Raw genomic sequence first — 24,283 nt, 5'->3', positions numbered from 1 at the left:
GTCTCATCCGTAGACCAAACAATTGTCAGGAAAAAATTCTCCAGTTATGGGTATTCGTTTTTATCGGCCATACACTCCTGGTAGTCGCCAAAAGTCAGGTTCAGACTTTGCGGAAATCACCAGGAATGAGCCAGAAAAATCCCTAACGGTATGGATTCACCGTGCCAAAGGCCGGAACAATCGTGGCATCATCACCTGCCGACATCGCGGTGGTGGTCACAAGCGTCTATATCGAATGATCGACTTTCGCCGCGACAAGCACAATATCCCTGCCCAAGTCGTAGAAATTGAATACGATCCCAATCGTAACGCCAGAATCGCTCTGCTCCAATATCAAGATGGAGAAAAGCGGTACATCCTTCATCCTGAAGGGTTAAAAGTTGGCACCGTGGTCATCGCTGGACCGAACTCACCGGTGGACAATATTGGCAATGCCTTGCCACTGAGCAATATTCCTGAAGGCACCAGTGTCCACAACGTAGAACTCACACCAGGTCGAGGTGGACAAATGGTGAGAAGTGCCGGAGCCTGCGCGACAATCAAAGCAAAAGAAGGTGAATTTGTCACCCTGCAATTACCTTCTGGTGAATTCAGAAAATTCCGCAAAGATTGCTACGCCACCATCGGTCAAGTTGGCAACATTGATGCCAGAAACATCAAGATCGGTAAAGCTGGCCGAAATCGTTGGAAAGGTCGCAGACCACAGGTTCGAGGCAGTGTGATGAACCCCGTAGATCACCCTCATGGTGGTGGTGAAGGTCGGGCACCAATCGGCAGGAGTGGACCGGTAACCCCTTGGGGCAAACCAGCTTTAGGCGCAAAAACTCGGAAGAAAAAGAAATTAAGCAACTCTTTGATTGTCCGTCGTCGTCGCAGTTCTTCCAAGCGGCGTCGGGGCGGCAGAAATGTTTAATCCAGAATGGATTCTTAGGAGTCAATCTGAATTAATCGTCAATCAATTAGTGACGCCTTAATTGTTCGTTCATTCTGATCAAAATTTAGACATTAAAGACTATGGGTCGTTCTCTAAAAAAAGGGCCTTTTGTTGCCGACCATCTCCTAACAAAAATAGAAAAATTGAATGAAAAAGGTGAAAAACAGGTTGTAAAAACCTGGTCAAGAGCTTCAACCATCATTCCAGATATGGTAGGGCATACCATTGCCGTTCATAATGGCCGGCAGCACGTGCCTGTGTATATTTCTGAACAAATGGTGGGTCACAAGCTGGGAGAATTTGCTCCAACACGCACCTTTAGGGGACATTCAAAAAGTGATAAAAAAGCCCGGAGGTAATGGGGGAATTTTGAATTTTGCGTAGGCATTTTGTCTAGATTCACAAGCCATGATTCAAAATTCAATTCCGGATTCAACAGGAGAAATCTATGCCTATTGATACTACTAAAGAAGTAAAAGCTGTCGCCCGTTACATTCGGATGTCTCCCTATAAGGTGCGACGAGTTCTCGATCAAATTCGCGGTCGCTCCTACAGAGAAGCGTTGATTATCTTGGAATTCATGCCTTACCGCGCTTGTGATCCTGTGCTAAAAGTTCTGCGTTCAGCAGTTGCCAATGCCGAGCATAATGCTGGCTTAGACCCGGCAACCTTAGTTGTCTCTCAAGCATCTGCTGACGGCGGCCCTAGCTTGAAGCGTTATCGCCCTCGCGCCCAGGGTCGTGCTTACATGATTCGCAAGCCAAGCTGTCACATTACTGTGAAAGTGGCTCCTGAAGAAAAAGAAGATTAATTATGACTTCTTCGGTCATAAACCAAGAATAAATCAGCACAACATTAAAGGGATTTTATCCGTGGGACAGAAGATTCATCCAATTGGCTTTCGGCTGGGAACGACTCAAGAACATCGTTCTCGTTGGTATGCCGATGGCAATCGCTACTCAGAATTATTGCAAGAAGACTTTGTAATCCGCGAGTACGTGCAAAAAACCCTCAATAATGCGGGAATTTCTCAAGTCCGCATTGAGCGAAAAGCCGACCAAATTGATTTGGAAGTCCGCACCGCTCGACCCGGGGTTGTGGTTGGACGTGGTGGCACGGGGATTGAGTCGTTGCGAACGGGTTTACAAGAATTGTTAGGCAATAGCAATCGACAAATCCGCATCAACGTGGTGGAAGTTGCCAAAGTAGATGCTGATGCCACCCTGATTGGGGAATATATTGCTCAACAGTTAGAACGGCGGGTTTCTTTCCGCCGAGTAGTCCGCCAAGCCATTACACGCGCCCAAAAAGCTGGGGTAGAAGGGATCAAAGTGCAAGTCAGTGGACGCCTCAATGGGGCAGAAATTGCTCGCACTGAATGGACTCGGGAAGGTCGGGTGCCGCTTCATACCTTGAGAGCGGATATTGAGTACGCTTACTGCACCGCCAAAACCATTTATGGCATTCTTGGGGTGAAAGTTTGGATATTCAAAGGGGAAATTATTCCTGGACAAGATGAACAAAACGCTGCCATCGGTGCAGGAGGTCCGCGACGCCGGAAGGGTCGTCGCCAACAATTTGAAGACCGATCGGGTGAAGGTTAAACAAAGGTTAAACAAATAATTCTTTGTTTTTGCACTCAGGAATAACCCAGGAGAAAAGTCATGTTAAGTCCTAGAAGAACTAAATTCCGCAAGCAACAGCGGGGAAGAATGAGGGGCCTAGCCACAAGGGGTAATCAAGTCAACTTTGGCGAGTTTGCCTTACAAGCTCTAGAACCCTGCTGGATGACCTCTCGACAAATCGAGGCCAGCCGTAGAGCAATGACTCGTTATATCCGCAGAGGTGGCAAAATCTGGATTCGTGTGTTTCCAGATAAACCCGTTACTATGCGTCCAGCAGAAACCCGGATGGGTTCTGGTAAGGGTTCCCCAGAGTATTGGGTCGCCGTGATTAAGCCCGGTCGAGTTTTATTTGAAATTGGCGGTGTGCCAGAATCAACAGCCCGTGAGGCTATGAGATTGGCGGCTTATAAATTGCCGATTAAGACCAAGGTAATCACCAGAGAAGAGGAGAAGTCTTAAGATTATGGCATTGCCTAAGATTTCAGAAGTGCGAGCTTTGAGCGACGAAGAAATCGTCAAGGAAGTTATCACCGTAAAGCGACAGCTATTTGAACTTCGTTTGCAAAAAGCAACTCGCCGTTTGGAGAAAACTCACGAATTCACTCATGCTCAACATCGGCTGGCTCAATTACTAACCGTTGAATCGGAAAGAAAACGTAGCCAACAGAAATCAGTTGAGAGTTAATGGTGATTAAGGAGTAAGTTGCAATGGCAGTTAAAGAACGAGTCGGCTTAGTTGTAAGCAACAAAATGAATAAAACGGTGGTGGTGGCGGTGGAAAACCGCGCCCCCAACGCTAAATACGGAAAAATCGTCGTTAAAACCAAGCGCTATAAAGCTCACGACGAGGACAACCAGTGTAATGAAGGCGATCGCGTCCGAATTCAGGAAACTCGACCGCTGAGTAAAACCAAACGCTGGAAGGTCATCGAAATTCTTAATCAGACCAGCGACAGCGGACGCTAGGAAAAAGGGAGACTGAAGGTGATTCAGAAAGAGTCTTATCTTAATGTTGCCGATAACAGCGGAGCTCGTAAATTAATGTGCATCCGGGTTTTAGGTGGCAACAGAACTTACGCAGGTGTAGGTGATGTAATTATTGCCGTGGTTAAAGATGCCATTCCCAATATGGCAGTGAAAAAGTCCGATATCGTTAGAGCCGTTGTCGTGCGTACTCGTAAAGGAATTCGCCGTTCCAGTGGTATGAGCATTCGGTTCGACGACAACGCTGCCGTGATTGTGAACCAAGATGGGAACCCCAAAGGAACTCGCGTTTTTGGTCCGGTGGCTCGCGAATTACGCGATAAAAACTACACTAAAATTGTTTCCTTAGCGCCGGAGGTACTCTGATGGCGACCAAGCAAAGCAAAGCGCCCAACACTTACAAGATGCACGTTAAAAAAGGTGACACTGTACAAGTGATTGCTGGCAAAGAAAAAGGCAAAATTGGCGAAATTATTAAAGCACTTCCCAAGACTAGCCAAGTGGTTGTGAAAGGCGTGAATATTAGAACTAAGCACGTCAAACCTCAACAAGAGGGTGAATCCGGTAGAATCGAAACTTTTGAGTCGCCGATTCATAGCTCTAACGTGATGCTTTATTCGACTAAAAATGAAGTAGCCAGCCGAGTCTGCTACACTTTCACCGAAGAAGGACGGAAAGTGCGTATGCTCAAAAAAACTGGTGAAATTATTGACTAAAGCACAACAAAAAAACGCCCAAAATTTATGGAAAAGCCACTAAAAATTGGGCAAAAGTATATCACGATCCTGACAAAGACCAGGAAAAGTAAAACCCTAAAAAACTATGTCAGAAACACTCAAAAATCGGTATGAAGATAAAATTGTAGCCAAATTGATGGAACAATTTAGCTACAAGAACATCCATCAGGTGCCGAAGGTGGTGAAAGTCACTGTCAACCGAGGCTTAGGTGATGCCTCTCAGAATGCCAAAGCTCTGGAATCATCGATTCAAGAAATTGCTCTGATCACGGGTCAAAAGCCAGTTGTTACTCGGGCAAAGAAGGCGATCGCCGGATTTAAAATCCGTCAAGGAATGCCGATTGGCGTCATGGTGACACTTCGTTCCGACCGGATGTATGCATTTTTGGATCGCTTGATCAACTTAGCATTACCAAGAATTCGGGATTTTCGCGGCATTAGTCCAAAAAGCTTTGATGGCCGAGGCAACTACAACCTAGGCTTGAGAGAACAGCTAATTTTTCCAGAAATAGAATACGATCGCATCGATCAAATCCGAGGAATGGACATTTCAATCGTCACAACGGCAAACACAGACGAAGAGGGCCGCGCCTTGCTCAAAGAAATGGGTATGCCCTTCCGGGACAAATAGCGGGTTAATTAAGGAGGGAATAATGGCGGCTAACGATACGATTGCAGATATGCTTACACGCATCCGCAATGCTAGTCTGGCAAGGCACCAAACAACTGAAGTTCCATCAACAAAAATGACCCGTTCTATTGCCAAAGTCCTTTTGGAAGAAGGCTTTATTACGGAGTATAAAGAAGTTGGGGAAGGCGTCAAAAAAACCTTGATGATTTCATTGAAATATAAAGGCAAAAACCGTCAGCCTATTATCAAAACCCTAAAGCGAGTAAGTACACCGGGCTTACGAGTTTACTCTAATAGGAAAGAGTTACCACGGGTTTTAGGCGGGATTGGCATTGCCATCATTTCGACATCATCGGGAATTATGACCGACAGAGATGCCCGCAGCCAAGGCTTGGGTGGAGAAGTGCTGGCTTATGTCTGGTAGAAAAGAACTCATGCATTCAGCTTTTCGCACACAGGACAGTTTCCTGAAAAAAACTGAATTATGAATTCTAAATTCTCAAGGAGTAACAAGATTTATGTCTCGAATTGGTAAGCGCCCCATCAAAGTTCCTGACAAAGTGACGGTTACCATCGAGGGGCAGAACGTATCCGTCAAAGGGGCAAAGGGGACTCTCACTAGAGAGCTACCACCTGAAGTCATCGTGGAACAACAGGATGATACCCTGATGGTGAAACGGCGAGATGAATCTCGCAATGCCCGTCAACGTCATGGTTTGTCTCGCACATTGGTTGCGAATATGGTTGAGGGGGTCTCCAAAGGCTTTCAAAAACGTTTATTAATTCAGGGAGTTGGCTATCGGGCGCAAATCCAAGGCCGAAATCTGATTTTAAACGTTGGTTACAGTAAACCTGTAGAGATTGTTCCCCCTGAAGGCATCCAGTTGGCCGTAGAAACCAATACCAATGTCATAGTCAGCGGCATTGATAAAGAATTGGTTGGTAATCAAGCGGCTCGAATCCGTGCGGTACGCCCCCCAGAAGTTTACAAAGGTAAAGGCATTCGCTATGAGGGCGAAGTGATTAAACTTAAAGCTGGCAAGGCAGGGAAGAAATAGATTATGAAGCTGACTCGTAAGGAATTTATTCAGCGTCGGCATCAGCGCGTCCGGCGCAAGGTCTTTGGGACATCAGAACGTCCTCGTTTGGCAGTGTTTCGGTCAAATAAGCATATTTATGCTCAAGTGATCGACGATACCAAGCACCATACCCTAGTATCTGCCTCAACTTTGGATCATGAATTAAAACCTGAATTAAGCACTGGTGCTACCTGTGATGCTTCGGCTCAAGTTGGGCAACTGATTGCCCAACGTGCTAAAGCAAAAGGCATCGAAAAAGTGGTTTTTGATCGGGGTGGTAATCTTTATCATGGCCGGATTAAATCTTTAGCTGATGCGGCTCGTGAAGCTGGTTTGGATTTTTAATCATCCAGGAAGTTGACCCGTTGACCTTCCCTTTTTAAATAAATGTAAAGAGTTCATCAAGCGTCAACGGTACACGGCAAACGAAACACTGATAACGGACAAAATTATGGCAGATCGTCGGAAAAAAAGTAGTCGTAATCGGGAAAAAGAAACCGATTGGCAAGAGCGGGTAGTTCAGATTCGTCGCGTTACCAAAGTGGTAAAGGGCGGTAAAAAACTCAGTTTCCGGGCTGTGGTGGTTGTCGGTAACGAACGCGGTCAAGTCGGTGTAGGTGTTGGCAAAGCCGGTGATGTGATCGGCGCCGTCAAAAAAGGGGTGGCCGATGGCAAAAAGCACCTAGTTGATGTACCCCTGAATAAATCTAATTCAATTCCCCACCCAGCCAATGGGAGCAGTGGCGGAGCCAAAGTGATTATGAGACCGGCTGCCCCTGGTACTGGTGTAATTGCTGGTGGAGCGGTCAGAACAGTTTTAGAGTTGGCCGGAGTTCGCAATATTTTGGCCAAGCAACTTGGTTCCAGCAATCCTCTAAATAATGCTAGAGCAGCAGTTGAAGCCCTCGATAGTCTTCGCACATTAGCGGATGTGGCACAAGAACGTGGGATTGCGATCGAAAAGCTCTATGCATCATAAATTTTAAGTTCCTACTCGGGAGGGGTTTTAAGTAATGAGATTGCAAGATGTACAGCCAAAAAAAGGCTCATCAAAGCGTCCTCGACGTTTAGGACGGGGGATTTCGGCTGGTCAAGGTGCGAGTTCCGGTAAGGGAATGCGCGGTCAAAAATCTAGGTCAGGTGGCAGCACTAGACCCGGATTTGAAGGCGGACAACAGCCTCTTTATCGTCGCATACCTAAACTAAAACACTTTACTGTCATCAATCGAAAACATTACACTATTATTAATGTCAGTAAATTAGCATCTCTCTCTGCCAACAGTGAGGTGACACTTGCCTCATTGATGGAGGCTGGCATTGTTACAACCAATGACGGCCCTCTGAAAATCTTGGGTGATGGGGAACTCAATGTTGCCCTGCATGTGAAAGCCGCTGCTTTTACCGCTAATGCCCGTGCCAAGATTTCAGCCGCAGGGGGGAGTTGCGAAATTGTGGATACCGCTAGGGGTTAGCAGAGGATGCGGGCATTATTCATCTTGAGAGATGAACTAACCAATCAAGCGGCTAATGATGACATAAGGTCAAATACCTTATGTCAGCTTAAGTGCTTAACCCTGGCGATGCCACTGCAATTATAAGTAGAGGGACTCCTTAATGGTTGTTAGTAGAGATAAGGCACCAACGGCTCAGGAGACTTTTATGCAGATGGCTCAAGCAGCTGGCCTTAGAGGTCGGCTGCTTGTCACCGTTGGCATGTTAATTTTAGTGCGGTTTGGGGTCTTTTTACCAGTTCCAGGCATTGATCGAGAAGCATTTGAACAAAACGTCAGTGGTAGCCCATTAATCGGTTTTTTAGATTTATTTTCTGGCGGGGGCTTACGGGCGTTAGGAATTTTTGCTTTAGGCATTTTGCCTTACATTAATGCTTCGATTATCATTCAACTTTTAACGGCTGCTTTGCCTAGTTTGGAAGATTTGCAGAAAAATGAAGGGGAAGCAGGACGGCGAAAAATCTCTCAGATTACTCGTTATGTCTCTTTAGGATGGGCTTTGCTGCAAAGCACTGGGATTGCCATTTGGGTTAGCTCTTATGCGGAAAACCCCGGCCCAGTATTCTTGTTTAAAACCGCTCTCGCTCTGACCGCAGGATCCATGTTTGTCATGTGGGTTTCTGAACTGATTACTGAGCGGGGTGTTGGCAATGGGGCTTCTCTGTTAATTTTTCTGAATATTGTGGCAGTTCTGCCACGATCTTTGGGTCAAACCATTGAACTGGCTCAACAAGATCAAGCGATTGTTGGTCGGGTGATTCTTCTGCTTTTGGTGTTCCTGATTATGATTGTCGGGATTGTTTTTGTCCAAGAAGGAACCCGCAGAATTCCGATTTTATCCGCCCGACGCCAGGTGGGACGAAAGCTTTACCGTGAGCGGAGTAGCTATTTACCCCTGCGCTTGAATCAAGGTGGCGTTATGCCAATTATCTTTGCTTCGGCGGTTTTGATTCTCCCTGGATCTTTGGCAGAATTTGCCAATAATTCTTTTTTAATTCAAGTGGCTAATTACTTGAGTCCAGGTGGTCCAACGCCTTGGCTTTATGTCTCGTTTTATCTACTGCTCATTCTTTTCTTCAGCTATTTCTACGCTTCTTTGATTATCAATCCTGTGGATATGGCTCAAAATTTGAAGAAGATGGGGGCTAGTATTCCTGGAATTCGTCCTGGACGCACGACTAGCGAGTATATAGAACGGGTGTTGAATCGCTTGACTTTTTTGGGGGCGATTTTTCTCGGTCTGGTGGCAATTGTACCCACAGCGGTGGAAAGTGCAACCAGAGTGCAGACATTTCGCGGTCTGGGTGCCACTTCACTGCTGATTATTGTCGGTGTGGCCATTGATACGGCGAAGCAAATCCAGACTTATGTGATTTCCCAGCGTTATGAAGGAATGGTGAAACAGTAGTGACCGGCTTAATTTCACGCTTAATTTTTTTGGGGCCACCAGGAGCGGGAAAAGGAACTCAAGCCATGCGATTGGCTAATCTCTATGAAATTCCGCATATTTCTACTGGGGATCTGCTGCGTACTGCTGTGCAAGAGCAAACTCCTCTGGGTAAAAAAGCTCAAGAATATATGGATCAGGGGGATTTAGTTCCTGATGATCTGATGTTAGACCTGGTTCTGCATCGTCTGGAAGATGATGATGTGGCGAAGGGATGGATTCTTGATGGATTCCCCCGTACTGTTTCTCAGGCATCTTTTTTGGATCATCTTTTAGCAGAAATTCATCAAAGGTGCAATTGTGTGCTGAATCTGGAAGTCCCAGACGAAACCTTGGTCTCTAGGATGTTGGGACGGGGACGCAAAGATGATAATGAACAAACCATTCGACATCGGTTGGAAATTTATCATCACGAAACCGCTCCGGTGATTGATTACTATCGGGAACGGAATCAGCTTGTTTCGGTGAATGGCAATTTGTCAATGGATGAGGTGACTTCAGAGTTGACAAAGGTGATTCATCCGTAATCCGATTAATTCTTTCTTTAATGTCTCACTCACCAATCAGAGAGCTTGCCAGTCATTCAGTTTCTTGGGAAATTACTTGACTGGTTGCTCTCATAAAATTTCCAGAAATTGACATCCAGATAGTCCGGGCTAAGGTGTATAAACGTTTGGCTTCTACTGCTGGCAAGTTCTAAAACTAAATGCGTCATTATTTTCGACGATTTCACTAAGTTAAAAGCAGCTTGTTGCACTTTGGAGCAATCAGGTTACTAGATTTTTAGGAGGGAGGTTAAGAGGATTTGGCTAAACAAGATTTGATTGAAATGGAAGGTACGGTGACAGAATCCCTACCTAATGCGATGTTTCGAGTTGACCTGGATAACGGTTTTAACGTCTTAGCGCATATTTCTGGGAAAATTCGGCGAAATTACATCAAAATTCTGCCAGGCGATCGCGTGAAAGTCGAGTTGACTCCTTATGATTTAACCAAAGGAAGAATCACTTATCGTCTCCGGAAAAAGTAACAGCAGGTCAGCCTTCTGCTATCTATGTTAAAGAATACAGGTAAATCTAATTTCCTGTTGTCAAATTAGGCAAAAATGATATAATATTAAGTTTGTAGTGTTGCAAAAACAACATGAAAGTTAGAGCATCTGTCAAGAAAATGTGTGAGAAATGCCGCGTCATTCGTCGTCGTGGTCGGGTGATGGTAATTTGTTCTAACCCCAAACATAAACAACGCCAAGGTTAGTACATTTACCTTCAGTTTCAGGTGTCTAAACCAGACATCTGTCACCCGCAAAATTTGTAGCAACAGCGTAAGACAAAGGAGTACAAAAGCGTGGCACGGATTGCCGGGGTAGACCTTCCTCGCGATAAGCGAGTAGAAATCGGTCTACGATATATCTATGGAATTGGCCCAACCCGGGCTAAAGAAGTCCTCGCTCAAACAGGTGTCAATCCAGATACCAGAGTCAAAGACCTTAGTGAGGCTGATGTGGCGGCTTTGCGAGAAGCCGTGGAAACAAATTATCAAGTCGAAGGAGACCTCAGACGCCAAGAGGCCATGTATATCAAGCGCCTCATGGATATTGGCTGCTACCGAGGCCGTCGCCATCGGATGGGCTTGCCTGTTCGTGGTCAAAGAACTCGAACCAATGCACGGACTCGTCGGGGATCCCGTCGCACTGTGGCCGGTAAGAAGAAGGCTCCCGCTAAGAAATAGACAGTGGCGACCAGGGTGGGATAAACAAGCCCACCTGTATTCTGCTGTAATCGCGATTGATGAAATAGTCGAAAAAATTTATAGATATGGCGCGACAATCAACTAAAAAGAGCGGATCTCGTAAACAAAAAAGAAATGTACCCAATGGTGTGGGCTACATTCAGTCTACGTTTAACAACACGATCGTCACAATTACCGATCCCAATGGTGAAGTGATTTCTTGGGCTTCAGCCGGTTCCAGTGGTTTTAAAGGGGCAAAAAAAGGCACTCCTTATGCGGCACAAACGGCAGCAGAAAATGCCGCCCGTCGAGCCATGGATCAAGGTATGCGCCAAGTTGAGGTGATGGTTAGTGGTCCGGGATCGGGTCGGGAAACAGCCATTAGAGCGCTGCAAGCCGCTGGTCTGGAAATTACCTTGATTCGAGATATTACCCCAATTCCTCACAATGGTTGCCGACCACCCAAGCGTCGTCGAGTTTAGGAATTGGTTTTTAGGTTTTCAGCATAATTATTGGCTATTGATTAGTCAATCTGCTCATCGTCAGTTGGCAGAGACAAACAGATTAAATTTGCTTCTGGATCGCTGGCGATCGTTTATGCACCAAAATAGGAAGGCTAGGAAGGCTATGAAAGCCATCCAGGGAGAAAGGAGAAGGGAGGTCACTCCGTGGCGCAGTTTCAGATTGAGTGTGTAGAGTCAAGCACTGACAAAAACCAGAGTCAGTACGGCAAATTTGTTCTGGAGCCGCTGGAGCGGGGCCAAGGAATCACTGTCGGTAATGCCCTCAGAAGAGTTCTGCTGTCCAATTTAGAAGGCGCAGCAGTTACAGCCGTTCGCATTGCTGGTGTCAATCATGAGTTTGCTACAATTCCCGGTGTCCGGGAGGATGTTTTGGAAATCCTCCTGAATATGAAGGAAATTGTCCTCAAAAGTCATTCCTCTCAACCCCAGATTGGTCGATTATTGGCTCAGGGTTCAACAACTGTTACTGCGGCTAACTTTGAGTTGCCCTCAGAGGTAGAAGTTGTTGATCCGAGTCAGTATATTGCGACTCTTTCAGAAGGGGCCACTCTAGAAATGGAATTTAGAGTGGAACAGGGGAAAGGATATCGAGCCGTGGATCGCGATCGCGAAGATAACACGGCTTTGGACTTTCTCTTGATTGACGCGGTATTTATGCCAGTTCGCAAGGTTAACTATACCGTTGAGGCCGCTAGAATTGGGGAATCTCTAGAACAAGACCGATTGATTCTGGAAATTTGGACAAATGGCAGTATCTCAACCCAAGAAGCACTCAGCCAATCTGCGAATATTTTGGTCGATCTGTTTACCCAGGTTAAAGAAGTCAATCTAGAATCGACCCACAAAGAATCTACCGATGATTCTGATCCCACCAGTCAGATTCCGATTGAAGAATTACAGTTGAGTGTCCGAGCTTATAACTGTCTGAAGCGGGCACAAATTAACTCCGTGGCAGATTTGCTTGGCTACAGTCAGGAAGACCTGCTGGAAATTAAGAACTTTGGTCAAAAATCAGCAGAAGAAGTGATTGAAGCTCTGCAAAAACGTTTAGGGATTACGTTGCCTCAAGAAAAATCTGCTAAGTCTAGTAGCTGATCTTCCGATCGCGGAGCGTGCCGGAGGTATTAGTATTTTATGATTTTTGACTCAAGGGTGAAAAAGCTGTGGTGATTTTGTAAAAAAATTTTTCAAGATCACCCATTGCCAAGCATTTTTCATTTCATAAATTGATTGTTCATCAGTAAAACTTAATCGTTATGCGTCACCGTTGTCGTGTCCCTCAGCTAGGTAAACCCGCCGATCAGCGAAAAGCACTGTTGCGATCGCTGAGTACAGAATTGATTCGTTATGGTCGGATTACCACGACGAAAGTTCGTGCTAAAGCAGTGCAGTCAGAAGCCGAACGCATGATTACTTTAGCCAAAGATGGTAGCTTATCCGCTCGGCGGAGAGCCTTGGGCTATATGTATGATAAACAGCTAGTTCATGCGCTATTTGAGCAAGCCAAAGAACGTTACGGTAATCGTAACGGTGGATATACTCGCATCCTGCGAACCATCCCTCGTCGGGGTGACAATGCTGAAATGGCAATTATTGAGCTAGTTTAAATCCGTGACTGGTAAAAAGATATTCTGACCAAACTTGCAGACTTTTTACTTGCCACTGTTGACTAATATGATGTATTCCACTGGTGTTATCCCCAACCAAAGAATTGCCTTAGTTTTTCAATACTTAGGCACTAATTTTCATGGTTGGCAGCGACAACCTAGAGCTAGAACGGTACAAGAAGAGATGGAAAAAGCTCTTTTTGAGATCCTCGGTGAACCAGTGGGAGTCTATGCTGCCGGTAGAACTGATACAGGGGTTCATGCTGCCGCCCAAGTCGCTCACTTTAACACGAGTAGTTCAATTCCTGCCCATAAATGGGCAGCAGTTTTGAATAATGCGGTGCCCAAGGATATTCAAATTCTGGCATCAGCAGCAGTCCCTTTAGACTGGCACGCTCGGTTTTCGGCGAAGTGGCGACGGTATCGCTACACCCTTTACACCGATTCACAGCCCAATGTTTTTGTTCAGCCATTTACTTGGCATTATTATTATGAAGCGTTGGATGAATCATTAGTTCAAGCGGCTCTCCGTCCTTTGGTTGGTCATCACCATTTGGCGGCTTTTCATCGGGCTGGATCCCAACGGCAGCACTCTTGGGTGGATGTACAAGAAGCTATCTGTTATCGGCATAGGCCATTCGTTCATATAGAAGTACAGGCTAATGGGTTTCTTTATGGGATGATGCGGCTACTGGTCGGGATGTTAGTCCAAGTTGGTCGAGGTGAGCGATCGCTGGAAAATTTTAACCAACTTTGGACGAACGAACTCCGAGAAGAAGTTAAGTACGCTGCCCCCGCTCATGGTCTTTGTCTTTTGCGAGTGGGTTATGATAACTTTCCTTTTCCACCAGAAATCTGGCATGACACTATGCCTAAATTTACATTTAGTCCTCAATGTTGATGATTGATCGAAAGATAATTTCTTAAATGATTCCCAAGATCAAAAGTCAATCACTATGACAACCTACAAACCTTTGCAGACTTCAGTCAATGAATAAAACTTACGTTCCACCCCAAGACTCCATAGAACAAAACTGGTATCTTGTGGATGCTGCCAATCAACGGTTGGGCAGACTCGCAACTGAAATCGCCAGAATCCTCCGGGGGAAAAATAAACCCACTTATACTCCTTACATGGATACTGGAGATTTTGTGATTGTCGTGAATGCGGAAAAAGTCCAAGTCACCGGCAAAAAACGCGACCAAAAACTCTATCGTCGTCATTCTGGAAGACCAGGTGGTATGAAAGTAGAAACTTTCACCAAACTCCAGGCTCGCATCCCAGAGCGGATTATTGAGCAAGCTGTACGCGGGATGCTGCCAAAGAACAGCTTGGGACGACAATTGTTTACCAAACTGAAAGTGTATAAGGGTTCTGAGCATCCACACGCCGCTCAAAAACCACAAACGATCACCATTGAGACAATTCCAGGAGGAAACGATTAATGCCAATCGAAGATCAAAGCGGTCGCGCAGTTTATTGGGGCACCGGTCGCAGGAAGTCATCCGTTGCGAGAGTTCGTTTGATTCCCGGTAATGGTGAGTTAAAAATTAACGGCAAAAAGGGAGACCTCTATCTTCAATTTAACGCCGGTTATATCTCTGCGGCGAAAGCTCCCCTAGAAACCCTGGGGCTGGAAAATGAATATGACATTCTGGTGAATGTACATGGTGGTGGTTTAACCGGCCAAGCAGAGTCAATTCGTTTGGGAGTGGCTCGGGCTTTGTGTGAACTGGATCCTAGCAACCGTCAGCCATTGAAAGTTGAAGGTTTCCTGACCAGAGATCCTCGGTCTAAGGAACGGAAGAAATACGGTTTACGCAAAGCGCGTAAAGCTCCTCAATACTCGAAACGCTAATCAGTTGATGGTCATTTTTCCTCGGTTAGTCGTTCCTGGCTATTCCAATCTAATATCTATGGCAAATACTTGGGACGAATAACCTGGGAATGGTGACAGATCAAATACTGAAATGAAAGTTAAAATTTAAGAAAAACAACAAGGTAGAGAACTATGCCAAAACCAGGAATTCACCCAGAGTGGTATCCAGAAGCTAAAGTGATTTGTAACGGCGAAGTGATTATGACCGTCGGTTCGACCCAGCCAGAGATGCATGTGGATGTGTGGTCTGGCAATCATCCTTTCTATACCGGCACTCAGAAGATTATTGATACGGAAGGTCGTGTCGATCGCTTCTTGCGTAAATATGGCATGACTTCTGCTAGTGGCGCCAAAAAATCCCAGTCTAAAAATTAGCGAAGATTTCTTTCTTAGCTGGCATTTTGTGAGTGTCTAGCTTTCCGATTAACTCTCTTGAGTGAATTTCGCTTGTCAGATCAAATTGTCAGCTAAACACTAAGAAATCAATCACTATTTTTGACTCTCGAGGTCCGTGCATTATGGCTGAGACTTACTTGCTGGATAAATTAAAATCCGTTGAATCGACCTTTAACGAATTGACTCGCAAAATGGCCGATCCAGATGTGGCTACTGACCCCCAAGAGTTTCAACGGGTGGCTAAGGCTCGTTCTTCTTTGGAAGAAGTAGTCAATACTTTTGATATTTGGAAAAAAACCTCGGTTGACCTGACGGGGGCCAAACAAGTTTTAAAAGAAGCTTACAGCGATGTTGAGCTTCGCGAAATCGCCCAGTTGGAAGTGGAAGAACTGGAGCAAAAGCTTTCCGCTTTAGAAAATCGCCTGAAGATTTTGCTGTTGCCTCGCGATCCGAATGATGAGAAGAATATCATGTTGGAAATTCGTGCTGGCACTGGCGGAGATGAAGCAGGGATTTGGGCGGGTGATTTGCTGCGGTTGTATTCCCGCTACGCGGAAAGCCAGGGCTGGCGGGTGAAGCTGGTGAGCGAGTCAGTCGCCGATATGGGGGGTTTTAAAGAGGCGATTCTAGAGATTACTGGCAATCAAGTTTATAGCAAGCTAAAATTTGAGGCGGGGGTTCATCGGGTGCAGCGGGTGCCGGTGACGGAAACAGGGGGTCGTGTCCATACCTCTACGGCTACGGTGGCGATTATGCCAGAAGTGGATGAGGTGGAGGTGGAGATCGATCCCAAGGATCTGGAGATCAGTACCGCTCGTTCTGGTGGCGCCGGGGGTCAGAATGTCAACAAGGTGGAAACAGCGGTTGACTTGTTACACAAACCCACGGGAATTCGGATTTTCTGCACGGAGGAGCGATCGCAGCTACAAAACCGAGAGCGAGCAATGCAAATTCTGCGAGCGAAGCTCTATGAGCAAAAACTGCGGGAGCAACAGGAAGCGGTTTCTTCCCAGCGCCGTTCTCAGGTGGGCACCGGATCTCGCTCGGAAAAGATTCGCACTTATAATTACAAAGATAATCGCGTGACCGATCACCGTTTGGGGCAAAATTTTTCCCTGACCACGGTGCTCGAAGGTGAGATCGAGTTGATGATTCAAGCTTGTATTACTCAAGATCAGCAGATGCGGTTGGAAGAACTGGCGGAGTCTACAGCGATGCCCACTTCTGTCTAATCAAATTCAAGCATTAAGCTTTTTTGAATTAATCTCAGAAAAAAAGCGAGAACTAAGTTCTCGCTTTTTTTTGCGATGGGAAATGACTGTAATAATCAGTTAATCGTGTGTGATAAAAAATTCAAATAAAAGTGAGACATTTAATTTCGAGGCTTAGGGGAGCAAGCCGCAGCGCCCCTACAAGATATGGGGGGTTGGCATTGCTTCTGCGATCGCTCATACTCTGCCGTACCAGGCGATATAATAATTTCACGATCAGGCACTATAGACGAAGTATGTGTGATTCCAGATGATGTTAAAAGTGGATTAATCTCTACAAATTTGCTCCGTATTTCTGTATTAGATCAGGTTGTTTGCCCTCAATATTTTTGTTTCCTCTTTAGAGGCTGTACCAATGTACTTGAGCAACTAAAAGAACTATGTAGCGGTTCAACGCGGCTTTTCTTAAATCAGAAGATATTGAAGTCGCTACTTTTTCCTGTTCCCCCCTAGCCGAACAACAAGCCATCGTCGCCAAAGTCGAAAAACTCCTCACCCTCTGCGATCAACTGGAAACCCAAATCACCCAAAACCAAACCCACGCCCAACAACTGATGCAAGCCGTCTTAAAAGAAGCCTTCAACCCTACCAGCAAATCAACAGGATAATTCCATCTCGAAACCGCTACCCCTCCCCTTTCTATTGCGGAACTGATGTGAGTCTATGATGAAAACCTAGGATTTATTGATGAAAATTGGCAAATTTACCTCAACTCGGAATTGATTAAAGTTCCATCTTAAAGTCGTAGGTTGGGTGAAGCGACAGCCCCACCCAACAAATCCTGGTTAAATGTTGGGTTACATTTCATTCCACCCAACCTACAAGAACAGGGAACGGGGTTAATTTTTCAGGCAGTAGCATCGATTCGCGCCATTGTGGAAATTGACCAAGCACAATGCGATCGGCAACGTCAACAAGACGAAGCGGACATTGCATTGGGTCTCACCTACTTTATAATATGAAGGAGTTGGATTTTAGGAAAAAATCATGAGCATTTACTTGGGGATTGACATTGGTGCTACTACGGTCAAACTGGGATTATTTGATCCAGAACAAGGGGCGATTGGAACCCGGTTAGATCGTCCCAGCAGCGCCTCTGAGGGTCCCGACGCTACGGTAAATGTGATTAAAACGGCCACCAATGAGCTACTCGAAGCCAATGAGCTACAATTCCAGGATTTAAAAGCGATCGGTGCTTGTTGTCCCGCTCCTATTGATGCTTCGGGGATGTGTGTTTATCCCACCAATATTGATCCCTCTTGGCAAGGGGTGAATATTGCCCAAAAACTCTCCGAGACTCTCCAGTTACCCGCTCTCCTCCTCAATGATGGAGACGCGGCGGCTTACCGGGAATACAGGATCCGCGAGGCTCAAAATCAGGCTTCTTCGGTGATGGCTCAGTTTATTACCGGAACGGGTTTAGGCGGCGCTTTGATTGTCAACGGAAAAATTTGGTCGGCTCCGGGAGTTTCGGCAGAATTGGGTCATATTTGTATTGATAGTTCGGAAAATGCAGACCTCTGCGGATGTGGTGCGAGGGGATGTGTGGAAACGAGAGCCTCTTTATTGGGTCTGAGAAATATGGTTAAACACCGACAAGCTAAGGGGAATGTGCCGGAAGCGTTACAAGGAGAGCCGATGGAGGTGGCGAAAACCCTCCGTCGATTGGGTCAAATGGATGATCCTCTGTCTGATGTGGTGGCTATTTGGCAAGAGTATTTTACCAGCCTGGGTATAGCGGCTCGTAATGTGGTGAATATGGTAGGCTGTGACCTGATTGTGATTTCTGGGGGAGCCCAAGAAAAGGAAAAAACGGCATCCGAAGGGGCATATCAACGATTTAAACAGGATGCGATCGCCTGGATTCGTCAGGAAATTGACCATAGTTTCCCTCATCTCACCCAGACCAGGGTGGAATGGTCTATTGATACGCTCCCAGACAGTGCTGCTTACGGTGCGGCTCAATATGCCAGTGTGACAGGGAATAGCAAGTCGTAGGTGAGGACTCCGGTCCCCTCCCCTTGGCAAGGGGAGGGTTAGGGTGGGGTTCTTCTTCAGGTAAAATGTTGGGAGGACTCCGGTCCCCTCCCCTTGGCAAGGGGAGGGTTAGGGTGGGGTTCTTCTTCAGGTAAAATGTTGGGAGGACTCCGGTCCCCTCCCCTTAGCAAGACCCACTAGCAGCATCTCTATTGCTTCACAAACATTTAAGAAATCAACCCGGTTTCTGAGTCGGGGGGATGGGTAAAATCGGGATGGTGTTCCCAAGCCATCAAACAGGGAATGATGCAGGAATTATTAACCGGGAGAACTCGCCTAATATGAGCGATCGCCTCAGAATTTACTTAGATGCTTGCTGTCTCAATCGTCCATTTGATAATCAAAACCAGCCGAGAATCGCCTTAGAAACTCAAGCAATCCTCACTATTATAAACCAATGTGAATTAGGACAGTGGAAACTTATCACAAGTGCAGCCTTAGACGCAGAACTTGCTCAAACTCCCGATATTGAAAGACTGAAAAATATACAATCAATCCTGAGTCTTGCTAAAATTAGGGTAAATAGTAGTGATTTTATAGAAAGCCGTTCTCAAGAACTTGTAAAACTAGGATTTTCTGGATATGATGCCACCCATATTGCTAGTGCAGAGCGAAGTAATGCCGATGTATTTTTATCCACAGACGATCGTCTAATAAACAGAGCAAACCGAAATATTAAAACGATAAATGTTGCCATTAACAATCCCGTACAATGGCTAATGACTGTCAACCTAAAATAAAAAGCAATTATGAGCAAGACACAACAAGAAATCATCAAACAAGGCTATCAAGTCCTAATCAATTCCTTGGGAGTTGTTGATACAATCCGGTTTATTCAATACTTTACTCCCGGTCAAGGCGACTATACCCAAGAACGCCATCAGTTTCTCGACCAAACATCCTTAGATGAGATTCTGCTGACCATGAAAAAACAGCCAACAGACAACAGCACCCAATACGACGAAATAATTGATAATTGACAATTGATAATTGATAATTGGAAAAGAACAAGAAACCGGGTTTCTAGGAATATCTCTGTTTTTCTACCAAGATTTAAGAAAGAAACCCGGTTTCTGGGAGGTTTGGGTGGGGGAAAAGAAACCGGGTTTCTAGCAGCATTTCTGTTTTTAGCAAAGATTTGGGAAAGAAACCCGGTTTCTGAGGTTGGGGGATGGGGTAAAATCGGGGTGCTATCCCCTGGTGCTGGGCTATGGATGAACAACGATCGCAAGCCTATCTCAACCTAATTCAAGAACTCCTCGACTGTCCCCGTGGGGAAGTCAACCCAATCCTGAAGCGTGAACGGGAACAGATTGATGCGGGTTTTTTGCAGCAGTGTGGACTGGTAGCGGAACAGTTGCAGGAAGCGGGACAAGAGAAGCAAGCACAGTTTCTGCGGGATTTGGCACAACAATTAGGGGAATATGTCAAGAATCAGTCCTCTGGAATGTCGAATAGCGCCAGTCAACCCAAGGCCGTCTGGGACGAGTATCATCGGTTTTTAATGCAAGTGTTGCAAGCCACTTCAAAAAGTGGCGGTAATCCCCAGGTGGTTTATCCTATACTCCAACAGAATTTAGATAAATTAGATTTGAATTTAGCCCAGATATTGCGAGCATGGGCAAGTCAATATTTTAGTAAATCCGATAAAACTCAAGCGATTAGAGTTGCCGCCGATATTGGTCAATTTGCAAGCTTAATTCAAAATTTTAGCTTGGGTAATCGGTCAAATAATCTCGAAATTGCGATTTCGGGTTATGAAATCATTGCCACAGTTTTTACCCAAGAGAATGATGCCAAAATGTGGGCTATCAATCAAGCCAATTTAGGAAGTGTTTACATTAAGCGAATTCAGGGAGAGCGAGCCGATAATCTGGAAAAAGCCATTGCGGCTTATCAAGCCGCTTTAGAAGTTTATACTTGGGAGAGCTATCCAGACAAATGTGCAGAAAATCAATTAAATTTGGGTGTGGTTTATAATAACCGTATGCGAGGGGAATGGAAACATAACTTGGAGGTTGCTAGTTCGTATTACCAAGCCGCTTTAGGCTTCTATACCCGTGAAAGCTATCCTGAAAAATGGGAAAATATAAATCAAGTCTTGCAGGAAGTCAATAACAATAGGAGTTTCATATTTTTGATGGAGGTGTTGCAAGCGACGCAACAGAGTCTAGGTGATCCTTCTATTGTGTATCCAATACTGGAACAAAATCTGGAAAAAATCGATTTAAACCTTGCAGAAATATTGAAAAATTGGGCAGCAAAAACTTTTAGTGAATTTACGGACAATCAGGCATCATCATCTGTGATTCCAGGATATATTGTAATTTTGGCAAATCTTTTGCAAAATTTTTCATTAGGTAATCGTTCGGATAATTTAGAAATAGCCATTATTGCTTATGAATCTGCGTTAAAAGTTTATACCCGTGAGGCTGTTCCCCAAGATTGGGCAATGATTCAAAGTAATTTGGGACTTGCCTACTATAACCGCATCAAAGGGGAACGAGCCGATAACCTGGAAAAAGCGCTCGCCCACTACAGTGAAGCCGCCCAGATTCGCCGCCGTCTGAGGCTGGAAAAGGATTTAGCGGATACCCTGGACAATGTGGGGAATGCCCACTTCAATCAAGCTGAATTAGGCATCAACCCCGCCGCCAACCTAGACCAGGCCCTCGCCCACTACAGCGAAGCTGCCCAGATTCGCCGCCGTCTGAGGCTGGAAAAGGATTTAGCCGGAACCCTAAACAATCTGGGGCTTACCCACTGGAATCAAGCCGAATTGGGCATCAACCCCGCCGCCAACCTAGACCAGGCCCTCGCCCACTACAGTGAAGCCGCCCAGATTATGCGCCGTCTGGGACTGGAAAAGGATTTAGCCGGAACCCTAAACAATCTGGGACTTGCCTACCAAACTCAAGCCAAATTGGGCATCAACCCCGCCGCCAACCTAGACCAGGCCCTAGTTCACCACAGCGAAGCCGCCCAGATTCGCCGCCGTCTGGGACTAGAAAAAAACCTCGCCAGTACCCTGAATAATTTGGGAAATGCCTACCAAACTCAAGCCAAATTGGGCATCAACCCCGCCACCAACCTAGACCAGGCGCTCGCCCACTACAGTGAAGCCGCCCAGATTATGCGCCGTCTGGGACTGGAAAAGTATTTAGCGGGTACCCTGGACAATCTGGGGAATACCCACTTCAATCAAGCCGAATTGGGCATCAACCCCGCCGCCAACCTAGACCAGGCCCTCGCCCACTACAGCAAAGCTGCCCAGATTCGCCGCCATCTGGGACTGGAAAAGGATTTAGCCACTACCTTGACCAATCTGGGGGATGGCTACCAAACTCAAGCCAAATTGGGCATCAACCCCGCCGCCAACCTAGACCAGGCCCTCGCCCACTACAGCGAAGCCGCCCAGATTCGCCGCCATCTGGGACTGGAAAAGGATTTAGCCCCTACCTTGACCAATCTGGGGCTTGCCCACTGGAATCAAGCCGAATTGGGCATCAACCCCGCCGCCAACCTAGAGCAGGCCCTAGTTCACCACAGCGAAGCCGCCCAGATTTGCCGCCGTCTGGGACTAGAAAAGGCTTTAGCGGGTACCCTGAACAATCTGGGGCTTGCCCACTTAATTCAAGCCGAATTGGGCATCAATCCCGCCGCCAACCTAGAGCAGGCCCTAGTTCACTACAGCGAAGCCGCCCAGATTCGCCGCCGTCTGGGACTAAAAAAGGATTTAGCGGGTACCCTGGACAATTTGGGAAATGCCTACAGGACTCAAGCCGAATTGGGCAACCCCGCCGCCAACCTAGACCAGGCGCTCGCCCAGTACAACGAAGCCGCCCAAATTCGCCGTCGTCTGGAACTAGAAAAGGATTTAGCCACTACCCTGACCAATCTAGGGAATGCTCGCTGGACTCAATCCAAATTGGGCATCAACCCCGTTGCCAACCTAGACCAAGCGCTCGCCCACTACAACGAAGCTGCCCAGATTCGCCGCCATCTAAGGCTGGAAAAGGATTTAGCCGCTACTCTGAACAATCTCGGGGTTGCCCGGTGGACTCAAGCCGAATTAGGCATCAACCCCGCAGCCAACCTAGAGCAGGCGCTCGCCCACTACAGCGAATCTGCCCAGATTCGCCGCCGTCTGAAGCTGGAAAAGGATTTAGCGGGTACCCTGAGCAACTTTGGTTTGGCCTACAAAGCTCAATCTCGCCTGAGTGGAAACAGTTCCTCCCAAAAACAAAAAGCCCTAGAAAATGCCTCCGGTAGCTTTCAAGATGCTCTGGAACAGGTGGAATATCTGCGGGGTGAAATTGGTGCTGATAGTGAGGGCTATAAACGCAACTTTAATGAACAATGGAACAAAGTTTATCTCGGCATGGTGGAAGTGTGCCTAGAATTGGGCAGATATCAAGATGCCATTGAATATGCCGATCGCAGTAAAGCCCGCAACTTGACCGAACTCATCGCCACCCGTGATATGTACCCAAGCGGAGAAATTCCCGCCGAACGCCGCCAACGGTTGCAAGAACTGCGTCAAGCGATTTCTGAAGAAGACCGCCGCCTCAAACAGGACCCCAACCCCGACTATACCTATATCACCCAACTGCGGGAAGAATTCCAGGCCAAATATCCCTATAAACCCTTGAAATTCTCGGATATTCAATCTCTACTGGATGATGAAACCGTCATCCTAGAATGGTATGTCCTGGATGACAAGTTCCTTACCTTCACCCTCACCAACCAAACCCTTCACCTTTGGACATCTTCCCCGGAAGACCGACAAAATCTCATCAACTGGACTAATACCTACATTAACGACTACCGCCGCCTCAAAAGCGATCAATGGCGAGAGGTTCTCCCCCAACACCTCGAACAACTCCCGAAAATCCTCCATCTGGATGAAATCCTGCAAAACCTGTTTAAAAACTTCCCCAACTGCAAAAAACTCATCCTCATCCCTCACCGCTTCCTGCACCTGTTCCCCCTCCACGCTTTACCTGTTGCCACAGGAGAGGGTGAGGGCCAATTCCTCCAAGACCTGTTTCCCAAAGGAGTCGCCTACGCCCCCAACTGCCAAGTCCTCCAACAAGCCCAAAACCGACAACGCCCCCACTTTAACCGCCTCTTCGCTATCCAAAACCCCACCCAAGACCTCCACTTCACGGATATGGAAGTGGAAGCTATCCAATCCCTGTTTAACTCCCACCAAGTCCTCAAACATGACGAAGCCGAAAAAGCCGCCATTGATGGGGAAACCCTGAAAAATGCCCACTGTACCCACTTCTCCTGTCACGGCTACTTCAACTTCCAAGATGCCCTCAAATCCGCCCTCATCCTGGCTAAAAGTGAATTTACGCCCCCGCCGCCAACCGATGACCCCAGCCGCTATCTGCCCCTGAAAGACAACAAACTGCTGGACTTGCAAAAATGTCTGACCTTAGAGGATATCTTGCGCCTGGACCTGACCAACTGCCGTCTCGTCACTCTGTCCGCCTGCGAAACGGGTATCACCGACTTCACCTCCACCAGTGATGAATATATCGGTTTACCCAGTGGCTTCATTTTGGCGGGTTCTCCCAATGTGGTCAGTACCCTCTGGGCCGTGGCGGATATCTCTACGGCGATTTTTATGATTCAGTTTTATCAAACTCTCCAGCAGTCTGACCTGTCGGTGGTTCTGGCGTTGCGCCAGACTCAGACTTGGTTGCGGGAAGCCACGGTGCAAGATTTGTTAAACTGGGTGGATAGCTGTACGGTGATTAGCCCAAAACGGCGGGAGGAGATGAAAGAAATCATCGATTCCTATCCTATGGACTATCAGCCGTTTGAATCTCCCTACTATTGGGCGCCATTTTGTGCCATTGGACAGTAAAATCTGAGAAG

33 protein-coding genes are annotated in these 24,283 nt (G+C 46.6%); all 33 read left to right on the top strand.

Annotated features, from left to right (window positions below; translation table 11 throughout):
• The first annotated feature begins 46 nt into the window (after positions 1-46).
• The 33 genes from rplB to ABWT76_RS18990 all read left to right on the top strand — a co-directional run bounded on the left by rplB (position 47) and on the right by ABWT76_RS18990 (position 24,272).
• A complete protein-coding gene (rplB, locus tag ABWT76_RS19150; RefSeq protein WP_054469416.1) occupies positions 47-913 on the top strand; it encodes a 50S ribosomal protein L2 in 867 nt (288 codons plus the stop codon).
• Between the two features lie 101 nt (positions 914-1,014).
• A complete protein-coding gene (rpsS, locus tag ABWT76_RS19145; protein WP_054469417.1) occupies positions 1,015-1,293 on the top strand; it encodes a 30S ribosomal protein S19 in 279 nt (92 codons plus the stop codon).
• 89 nt (positions 1,294-1,382) lie between these two features.
• Entirely contained in the window at positions 1,383-1,745 is a 363-nt protein-coding gene (rplV, locus tag ABWT76_RS19140) for a 50S ribosomal protein L22 (protein WP_054469418.1), read from the top strand.
• Positions 1,746-1,806: 61 nt separating this feature from the next.
• Positions 1,807-2,538: a 30S ribosomal protein S3 gene (gene rpsC, locus ABWT76_RS19135; RefSeq protein ID WP_054469419.1), complete on the top strand. Its 732-nt coding sequence runs from the start codon at positions 1,807-1,809 to the stop codon at positions 2,536-2,538.
• Between the two features lie 60 nt (positions 2,539-2,598).
• Entirely contained in the window at positions 2,599-3,018 is a 420-nt protein-coding gene (gene rplP / locus ABWT76_RS19130) for a 50S ribosomal protein L16 (protein WP_054469420.1), read from the top strand.
• A gap of 4 nt (positions 3,019-3,022) precedes the next feature.
• Positions 3,023-3,244 carry a 50S ribosomal protein L29 gene (rpmC, locus tag ABWT76_RS19125; RefSeq protein ID WP_054469421.1) on the top strand — a complete coding sequence of 74 codons (222 nt, stop codon included), beginning with the start codon at positions 3,023-3,025 and terminating at the stop codon, positions 3,242-3,244.
• A gap of 23 nt (positions 3,245-3,267) precedes the next feature.
• Positions 3,268-3,525 carry a 30S ribosomal protein S17 gene (rpsQ, locus tag ABWT76_RS19120; RefSeq protein ID WP_054469422.1) on the top strand — a complete coding sequence of 86 codons (258 nt, stop codon included), beginning with the start codon at positions 3,268-3,270 and terminating at the stop codon, positions 3,523-3,525.
• Positions 3,526-3,543: 18 nt separating this feature from the next.
• The gene (gene rplN, locus ABWT76_RS19115) at positions 3,544-3,909 is read left to right on the top strand and encodes a 50S ribosomal protein L14 (RefSeq protein WP_054469423.1); all 366 of its coding nucleotides are present in this window, start codon (positions 3,544-3,546) and stop codon (positions 3,907-3,909) included.
• Positions 3,909-4,259 (top strand): 50S ribosomal protein L24, encoded by a 351-nt coding sequence (gene rplX / locus ABWT76_RS19110; RefSeq protein WP_054469424.1) that lies wholly within the window; start codon positions 3,909-3,911, stop codon positions 4,257-4,259. Before rplN ends, rplX begins: the two co-directional genes overlap by 1 nt.
• A 106-nt stretch (positions 4,260-4,365) precedes the next feature.
• Positions 4,366-4,911: a 50S ribosomal protein L5 gene (gene rplE / locus ABWT76_RS19105; protein WP_054469425.1), complete on the top strand. Its 546-nt coding sequence runs from the start codon at positions 4,366-4,368 to the stop codon at positions 4,909-4,911.
• Between the two features lie 22 nt (positions 4,912-4,933).
• Positions 4,934-5,335, top strand: coding sequence for a 30S ribosomal protein S8 (gene rpsH, locus ABWT76_RS19100; RefSeq protein ID WP_054469426.1), 402 nt, complete (start codon positions 4,934-4,936; stop codon positions 5,333-5,335).
• A gap of 94 nt (positions 5,336-5,429) precedes the next feature.
• Positions 5,430-5,969, top strand: a complete 540-nt coding sequence (gene rplF / locus ABWT76_RS19095) for a 50S ribosomal protein L6 (RefSeq protein WP_054469427.1) — start codon at positions 5,430-5,432, stop codon at positions 5,967-5,969.
• A gap of 3 nt (positions 5,970-5,972) precedes the next feature.
• Positions 5,973-6,335 (top strand): 50S ribosomal protein L18, encoded by a 363-nt coding sequence (gene rplR, locus ABWT76_RS19090; RefSeq protein WP_054469428.1) that lies wholly within the window; start codon positions 5,973-5,975, stop codon positions 6,333-6,335.
• A gap of 106 nt (positions 6,336-6,441) precedes the next feature.
• Positions 6,442-6,969 carry a 30S ribosomal protein S5 gene (gene rpsE, locus ABWT76_RS19085; RefSeq protein ID WP_054469429.1) on the top strand — a complete coding sequence of 176 codons (528 nt, stop codon included), beginning with the start codon at positions 6,442-6,444 and terminating at the stop codon, positions 6,967-6,969.
• Between the two features lie 34 nt (positions 6,970-7,003).
• Positions 7,004-7,462 (top strand): 50S ribosomal protein L15, encoded by a 459-nt coding sequence (rplO, locus tag ABWT76_RS19080; protein ID WP_054469430.1) that lies wholly within the window; start codon positions 7,004-7,006, stop codon positions 7,460-7,462.
• A 142-nt stretch (positions 7,463-7,604) separates the two neighbouring features.
• Complete coding sequence (gene secY / locus ABWT76_RS19075) at positions 7,605-8,909, top strand: preprotein translocase subunit SecY (RefSeq protein WP_054469431.1); 1,305 nt, start codon at positions 7,605-7,607, stop codon at positions 8,907-8,909.
• An 11-nt stretch (positions 8,910-8,920) separates the two neighbouring features.
• The gene (locus ABWT76_RS19070; RefSeq protein ID WP_054469446.1) at positions 8,921-9,475 is read left to right on the top strand and encodes an adenylate kinase; all 555 of its coding nucleotides are present in this window, start codon (positions 8,921-8,923) and stop codon (positions 9,473-9,475) included.
• 278 nt (positions 9,476-9,753) lie between these two features.
• Positions 9,754-9,978, top strand: a complete 225-nt coding sequence (gene infA, locus ABWT76_RS19065; protein ID WP_008191178.1) for a translation initiation factor IF-1 — start codon at positions 9,754-9,756, stop codon at positions 9,976-9,978.
• A gap of 113 nt (positions 9,979-10,091) precedes the next feature.
• Complete coding sequence (gene rpmJ, locus ABWT76_RS19060; protein ID WP_012593611.1) at positions 10,092-10,205, top strand: 50S ribosomal protein L36; 114 nt, start codon at positions 10,092-10,094, stop codon at positions 10,203-10,205.
• A 90-nt stretch (positions 10,206-10,295) separates the two neighbouring features.
• Complete coding sequence (gene rpsM, locus ABWT76_RS19055; RefSeq protein ID WP_054469432.1) at positions 10,296-10,679, top strand: 30S ribosomal protein S13; 384 nt, start codon at positions 10,296-10,298, stop codon at positions 10,677-10,679.
• A gap of 86 nt (positions 10,680-10,765) precedes the next feature.
• Positions 10,766-11,161 (top strand): 30S ribosomal protein S11, encoded by a 396-nt coding sequence (rpsK, locus tag ABWT76_RS19050; protein WP_054469433.1) that lies wholly within the window; start codon positions 10,766-10,768, stop codon positions 11,159-11,161.
• 186 nt (positions 11,162-11,347) lie between these two features.
• On the top strand, positions 11,348-12,298 hold the full coding sequence (locus tag ABWT76_RS19045; protein ID WP_054469434.1) for a DNA-directed RNA polymerase subunit alpha: 951 nt from the start codon (positions 11,348-11,350) through the stop codon (positions 12,296-12,298).
• A 161-nt stretch (positions 12,299-12,459) separates the two neighbouring features.
• Positions 12,460-12,810: a 50S ribosomal protein L17 gene (gene rplQ, locus ABWT76_RS19040; RefSeq protein ID WP_354634802.1), complete on the top strand. Its 351-nt coding sequence runs from the start codon at positions 12,460-12,462 to the stop codon at positions 12,808-12,810.
• A gap of 67 nt (positions 12,811-12,877) precedes the next feature.
• A complete protein-coding gene (gene truA / locus ABWT76_RS19035; protein WP_354634801.1) occupies positions 12,878-13,711 on the top strand; it encodes a tRNA pseudouridine(38-40) synthase TruA in 834 nt (277 codons plus the stop codon).
• Positions 13,712-13,800: 89 nt separating this feature from the next.
• Positions 13,801-14,256, top strand: a complete 456-nt coding sequence (gene rplM / locus ABWT76_RS19030) for a 50S ribosomal protein L13 (RefSeq protein ID WP_054469437.1) — start codon at positions 13,801-13,803, stop codon at positions 14,254-14,256.
• Positions 14,256-14,669, top strand: coding sequence for a 30S ribosomal protein S9 (gene rpsI, locus ABWT76_RS19025; RefSeq protein ID WP_054469438.1), 414 nt, complete (start codon positions 14,256-14,258; stop codon positions 14,667-14,669). The genes rplM and rpsI overlap by 1 nt, the downstream gene beginning before the upstream one ends.
• 153 nt (positions 14,670-14,822) lie before the next feature.
• Entirely contained in the window at positions 14,823-15,065 is a 243-nt protein-coding gene (gene rpmE, locus ABWT76_RS19020; RefSeq protein WP_054469439.1) for a 50S ribosomal protein L31, read from the top strand.
• A 143-nt stretch (positions 15,066-15,208) separates the two neighbouring features.
• Positions 15,209-16,318 carry a peptide chain release factor 1 gene (gene prfA, locus ABWT76_RS19015; protein WP_054469440.1) on the top strand — a complete coding sequence of 370 codons (1,110 nt, stop codon included), beginning with the start codon at positions 15,209-15,211 and terminating at the stop codon, positions 16,316-16,318.
• A 788-nt stretch (positions 16,319-17,106) separates the two neighbouring features.
• Entirely contained in the window at positions 17,107-17,319 is a 213-nt protein-coding gene (locus tag ABWT76_RS19010) for a hypothetical protein (protein WP_054469441.1), read from the top strand.
• Positions 17,320-17,344: 25 nt separating this feature from the next.
• Positions 17,345-18,355: an ROK family protein gene (locus ABWT76_RS19005; protein WP_354634800.1), complete on the top strand. Its 1,011-nt coding sequence runs from the start codon at positions 17,345-17,347 to the stop codon at positions 18,353-18,355.
• Positions 18,356-18,675: 320 nt separating this feature from the next.
• Positions 18,676-19,134, top strand: coding sequence for a PIN domain-containing protein (locus ABWT76_RS19000; protein WP_354634799.1), 459 nt, complete (start codon positions 18,676-18,678; stop codon positions 19,132-19,134).
• Between the two features lie 9 nt (positions 19,135-19,143).
• Positions 19,144-19,374 (top strand): hypothetical protein, encoded by a 231-nt coding sequence (locus tag ABWT76_RS18995; protein ID WP_354634798.1) that lies wholly within the window; start codon positions 19,144-19,146, stop codon positions 19,372-19,374.
• A gap of 230 nt (positions 19,375-19,604) precedes the next feature.
• On the top strand, positions 19,605-24,272 hold the full coding sequence (locus tag ABWT76_RS18990) for a CHAT domain-containing tetratricopeptide repeat protein (protein WP_354634797.1): 4,668 nt from the start codon (positions 19,605-19,607) through the stop codon (positions 24,270-24,272).
• The last annotated feature ends 11 nt before the right edge of the window (positions 24,273-24,283 follow it).

Source organism: Planktothricoides raciborskii GIHE-MW2 (assembly GCF_040564635.1).
Taxonomy (GTDB): Bacteria; Cyanobacteriota; Cyanobacteriia; order Cyanobacteriales; family Laspinemataceae; genus Planktothricoides; species Planktothricoides raciborskii.
Note: the sequence above shows the minus strand (reverse complement) of the source record. Positions and strands in the feature narration are given on the sequence as shown.

Bases quoted from the DNA above. Each gene is read 5' to 3' on its own strand.
- rplO (WP_054469430.1), top strand. From the start codon at position 7,004: ATGAGATTGCAAGATGTACAGCCAAAAAAAGGCTCATCAAAGCGTCCT.
- rpmC (WP_054469421.1), top strand. From the start codon at position 3,023: ATGGCATTGCCTAAGATTTCAGAAGTGCGAGCTTTGAGCGACGAAGAA.
- ABWT76_RS18990 (WP_354634797.1), top strand. From the start codon at position 19,605: ATGGATGAACAACGATCGCAAGCCTATCTCAACCTAATTCAAGAACTC.
- ABWT76_RS18995 (WP_354634798.1), top strand. From the start codon at position 19,144: ATGAGCAAGACACAACAAGAAATCATCAAACAAGGCTATCAAGTCCTA.
- rpsQ (WP_054469422.1), top strand. From the start codon at position 3,268: ATGGCAGTTAAAGAACGAGTCGGCTTAGTTGTAAGCAACAAAATGAAT.
- rpsH (WP_054469426.1), top strand. From the start codon at position 4,934: ATGGCGGCTAACGATACGATTGCAGATATGCTTACACGCATCCGCAAT.
- rplM (WP_054469437.1), top strand. From the start codon at position 13,801: ATGAATAAAACTTACGTTCCACCCCAAGACTCCATAGAACAAAACTGG.
- rplF (WP_054469427.1), top strand. From the start codon at position 5,430: ATGTCTCGAATTGGTAAGCGCCCCATCAAAGTTCCTGACAAAGTGACG.
- prfA (WP_054469440.1), top strand. From the start codon at position 15,209: ATGGCTGAGACTTACTTGCTGGATAAATTAAAATCCGTTGAATCGACC.
- ABWT76_RS19000 (WP_354634799.1), top strand. From the start codon at position 18,676: ATGAGCGATCGCCTCAGAATTTACTTAGATGCTTGCTGTCTCAATCGT.
- secY (WP_054469431.1), top strand. From the start codon at position 7,605: ATGGTTGTTAGTAGAGATAAGGCACCAACGGCTCAGGAGACTTTTATG.
- rplB (WP_054469416.1), top strand. From the start codon at position 47: ATGGGTATTCGTTTTTATCGGCCATACACTCCTGGTAGTCGCCAAAAG.
- rpsK (WP_054469433.1), top strand. From the start codon at position 10,766: ATGGCGCGACAATCAACTAAAAAGAGCGGATCTCGTAAACAAAAAAGA.
- rplR (WP_054469428.1), top strand. From the start codon at position 5,973: ATGAAGCTGACTCGTAAGGAATTTATTCAGCGTCGGCATCAGCGCGTC.
- truA (WP_354634801.1), top strand. From the start codon at position 12,878: ATGATGTATTCCACTGGTGTTATCCCCAACCAAAGAATTGCCTTAGTT.
- rplE (WP_054469425.1), top strand. From the start codon at position 4,366: ATGTCAGAAACACTCAAAAATCGGTATGAAGATAAAATTGTAGCCAAA.
- rpmJ (WP_012593611.1), top strand. From the start codon at position 10,092: ATGAAAGTTAGAGCATCTGTCAAGAAAATGTGTGAGAAATGCCGCGTC.
- rpsS (WP_054469417.1), top strand. From the start codon at position 1,015: ATGGGTCGTTCTCTAAAAAAAGGGCCTTTTGTTGCCGACCATCTCCTA.
- rplQ (WP_354634802.1), top strand. From the start codon at position 12,460: ATGCGTCACCGTTGTCGTGTCCCTCAGCTAGGTAAACCCGCCGATCAG.
- rpmE (WP_054469439.1), top strand. From the start codon at position 14,823: ATGCCAAAACCAGGAATTCACCCAGAGTGGTATCCAGAAGCTAAAGTG.
- rpsI (WP_054469438.1), top strand. From the start codon at position 14,256: ATGCCAATCGAAGATCAAAGCGGTCGCGCAGTTTATTGGGGCACCGGT.
- rplX (WP_054469424.1), top strand. From the start codon at position 3,909: ATGGCGACCAAGCAAAGCAAAGCGCCCAACACTTACAAGATGCACGTT.
- rpsE (WP_054469429.1), top strand. From the start codon at position 6,442: ATGGCAGATCGTCGGAAAAAAAGTAGTCGTAATCGGGAAAAAGAAACC.
- ABWT76_RS19005 (WP_354634800.1), top strand. From the start codon at position 17,345: ATGAGCATTTACTTGGGGATTGACATTGGTGCTACTACGGTCAAACTG.
- rplV (WP_054469418.1), top strand. From the start codon at position 1,383: ATGCCTATTGATACTACTAAAGAAGTAAAAGCTGTCGCCCGTTACATT.
- rplP (WP_054469420.1), top strand. From the start codon at position 2,599: ATGTTAAGTCCTAGAAGAACTAAATTCCGCAAGCAACAGCGGGGAAGA.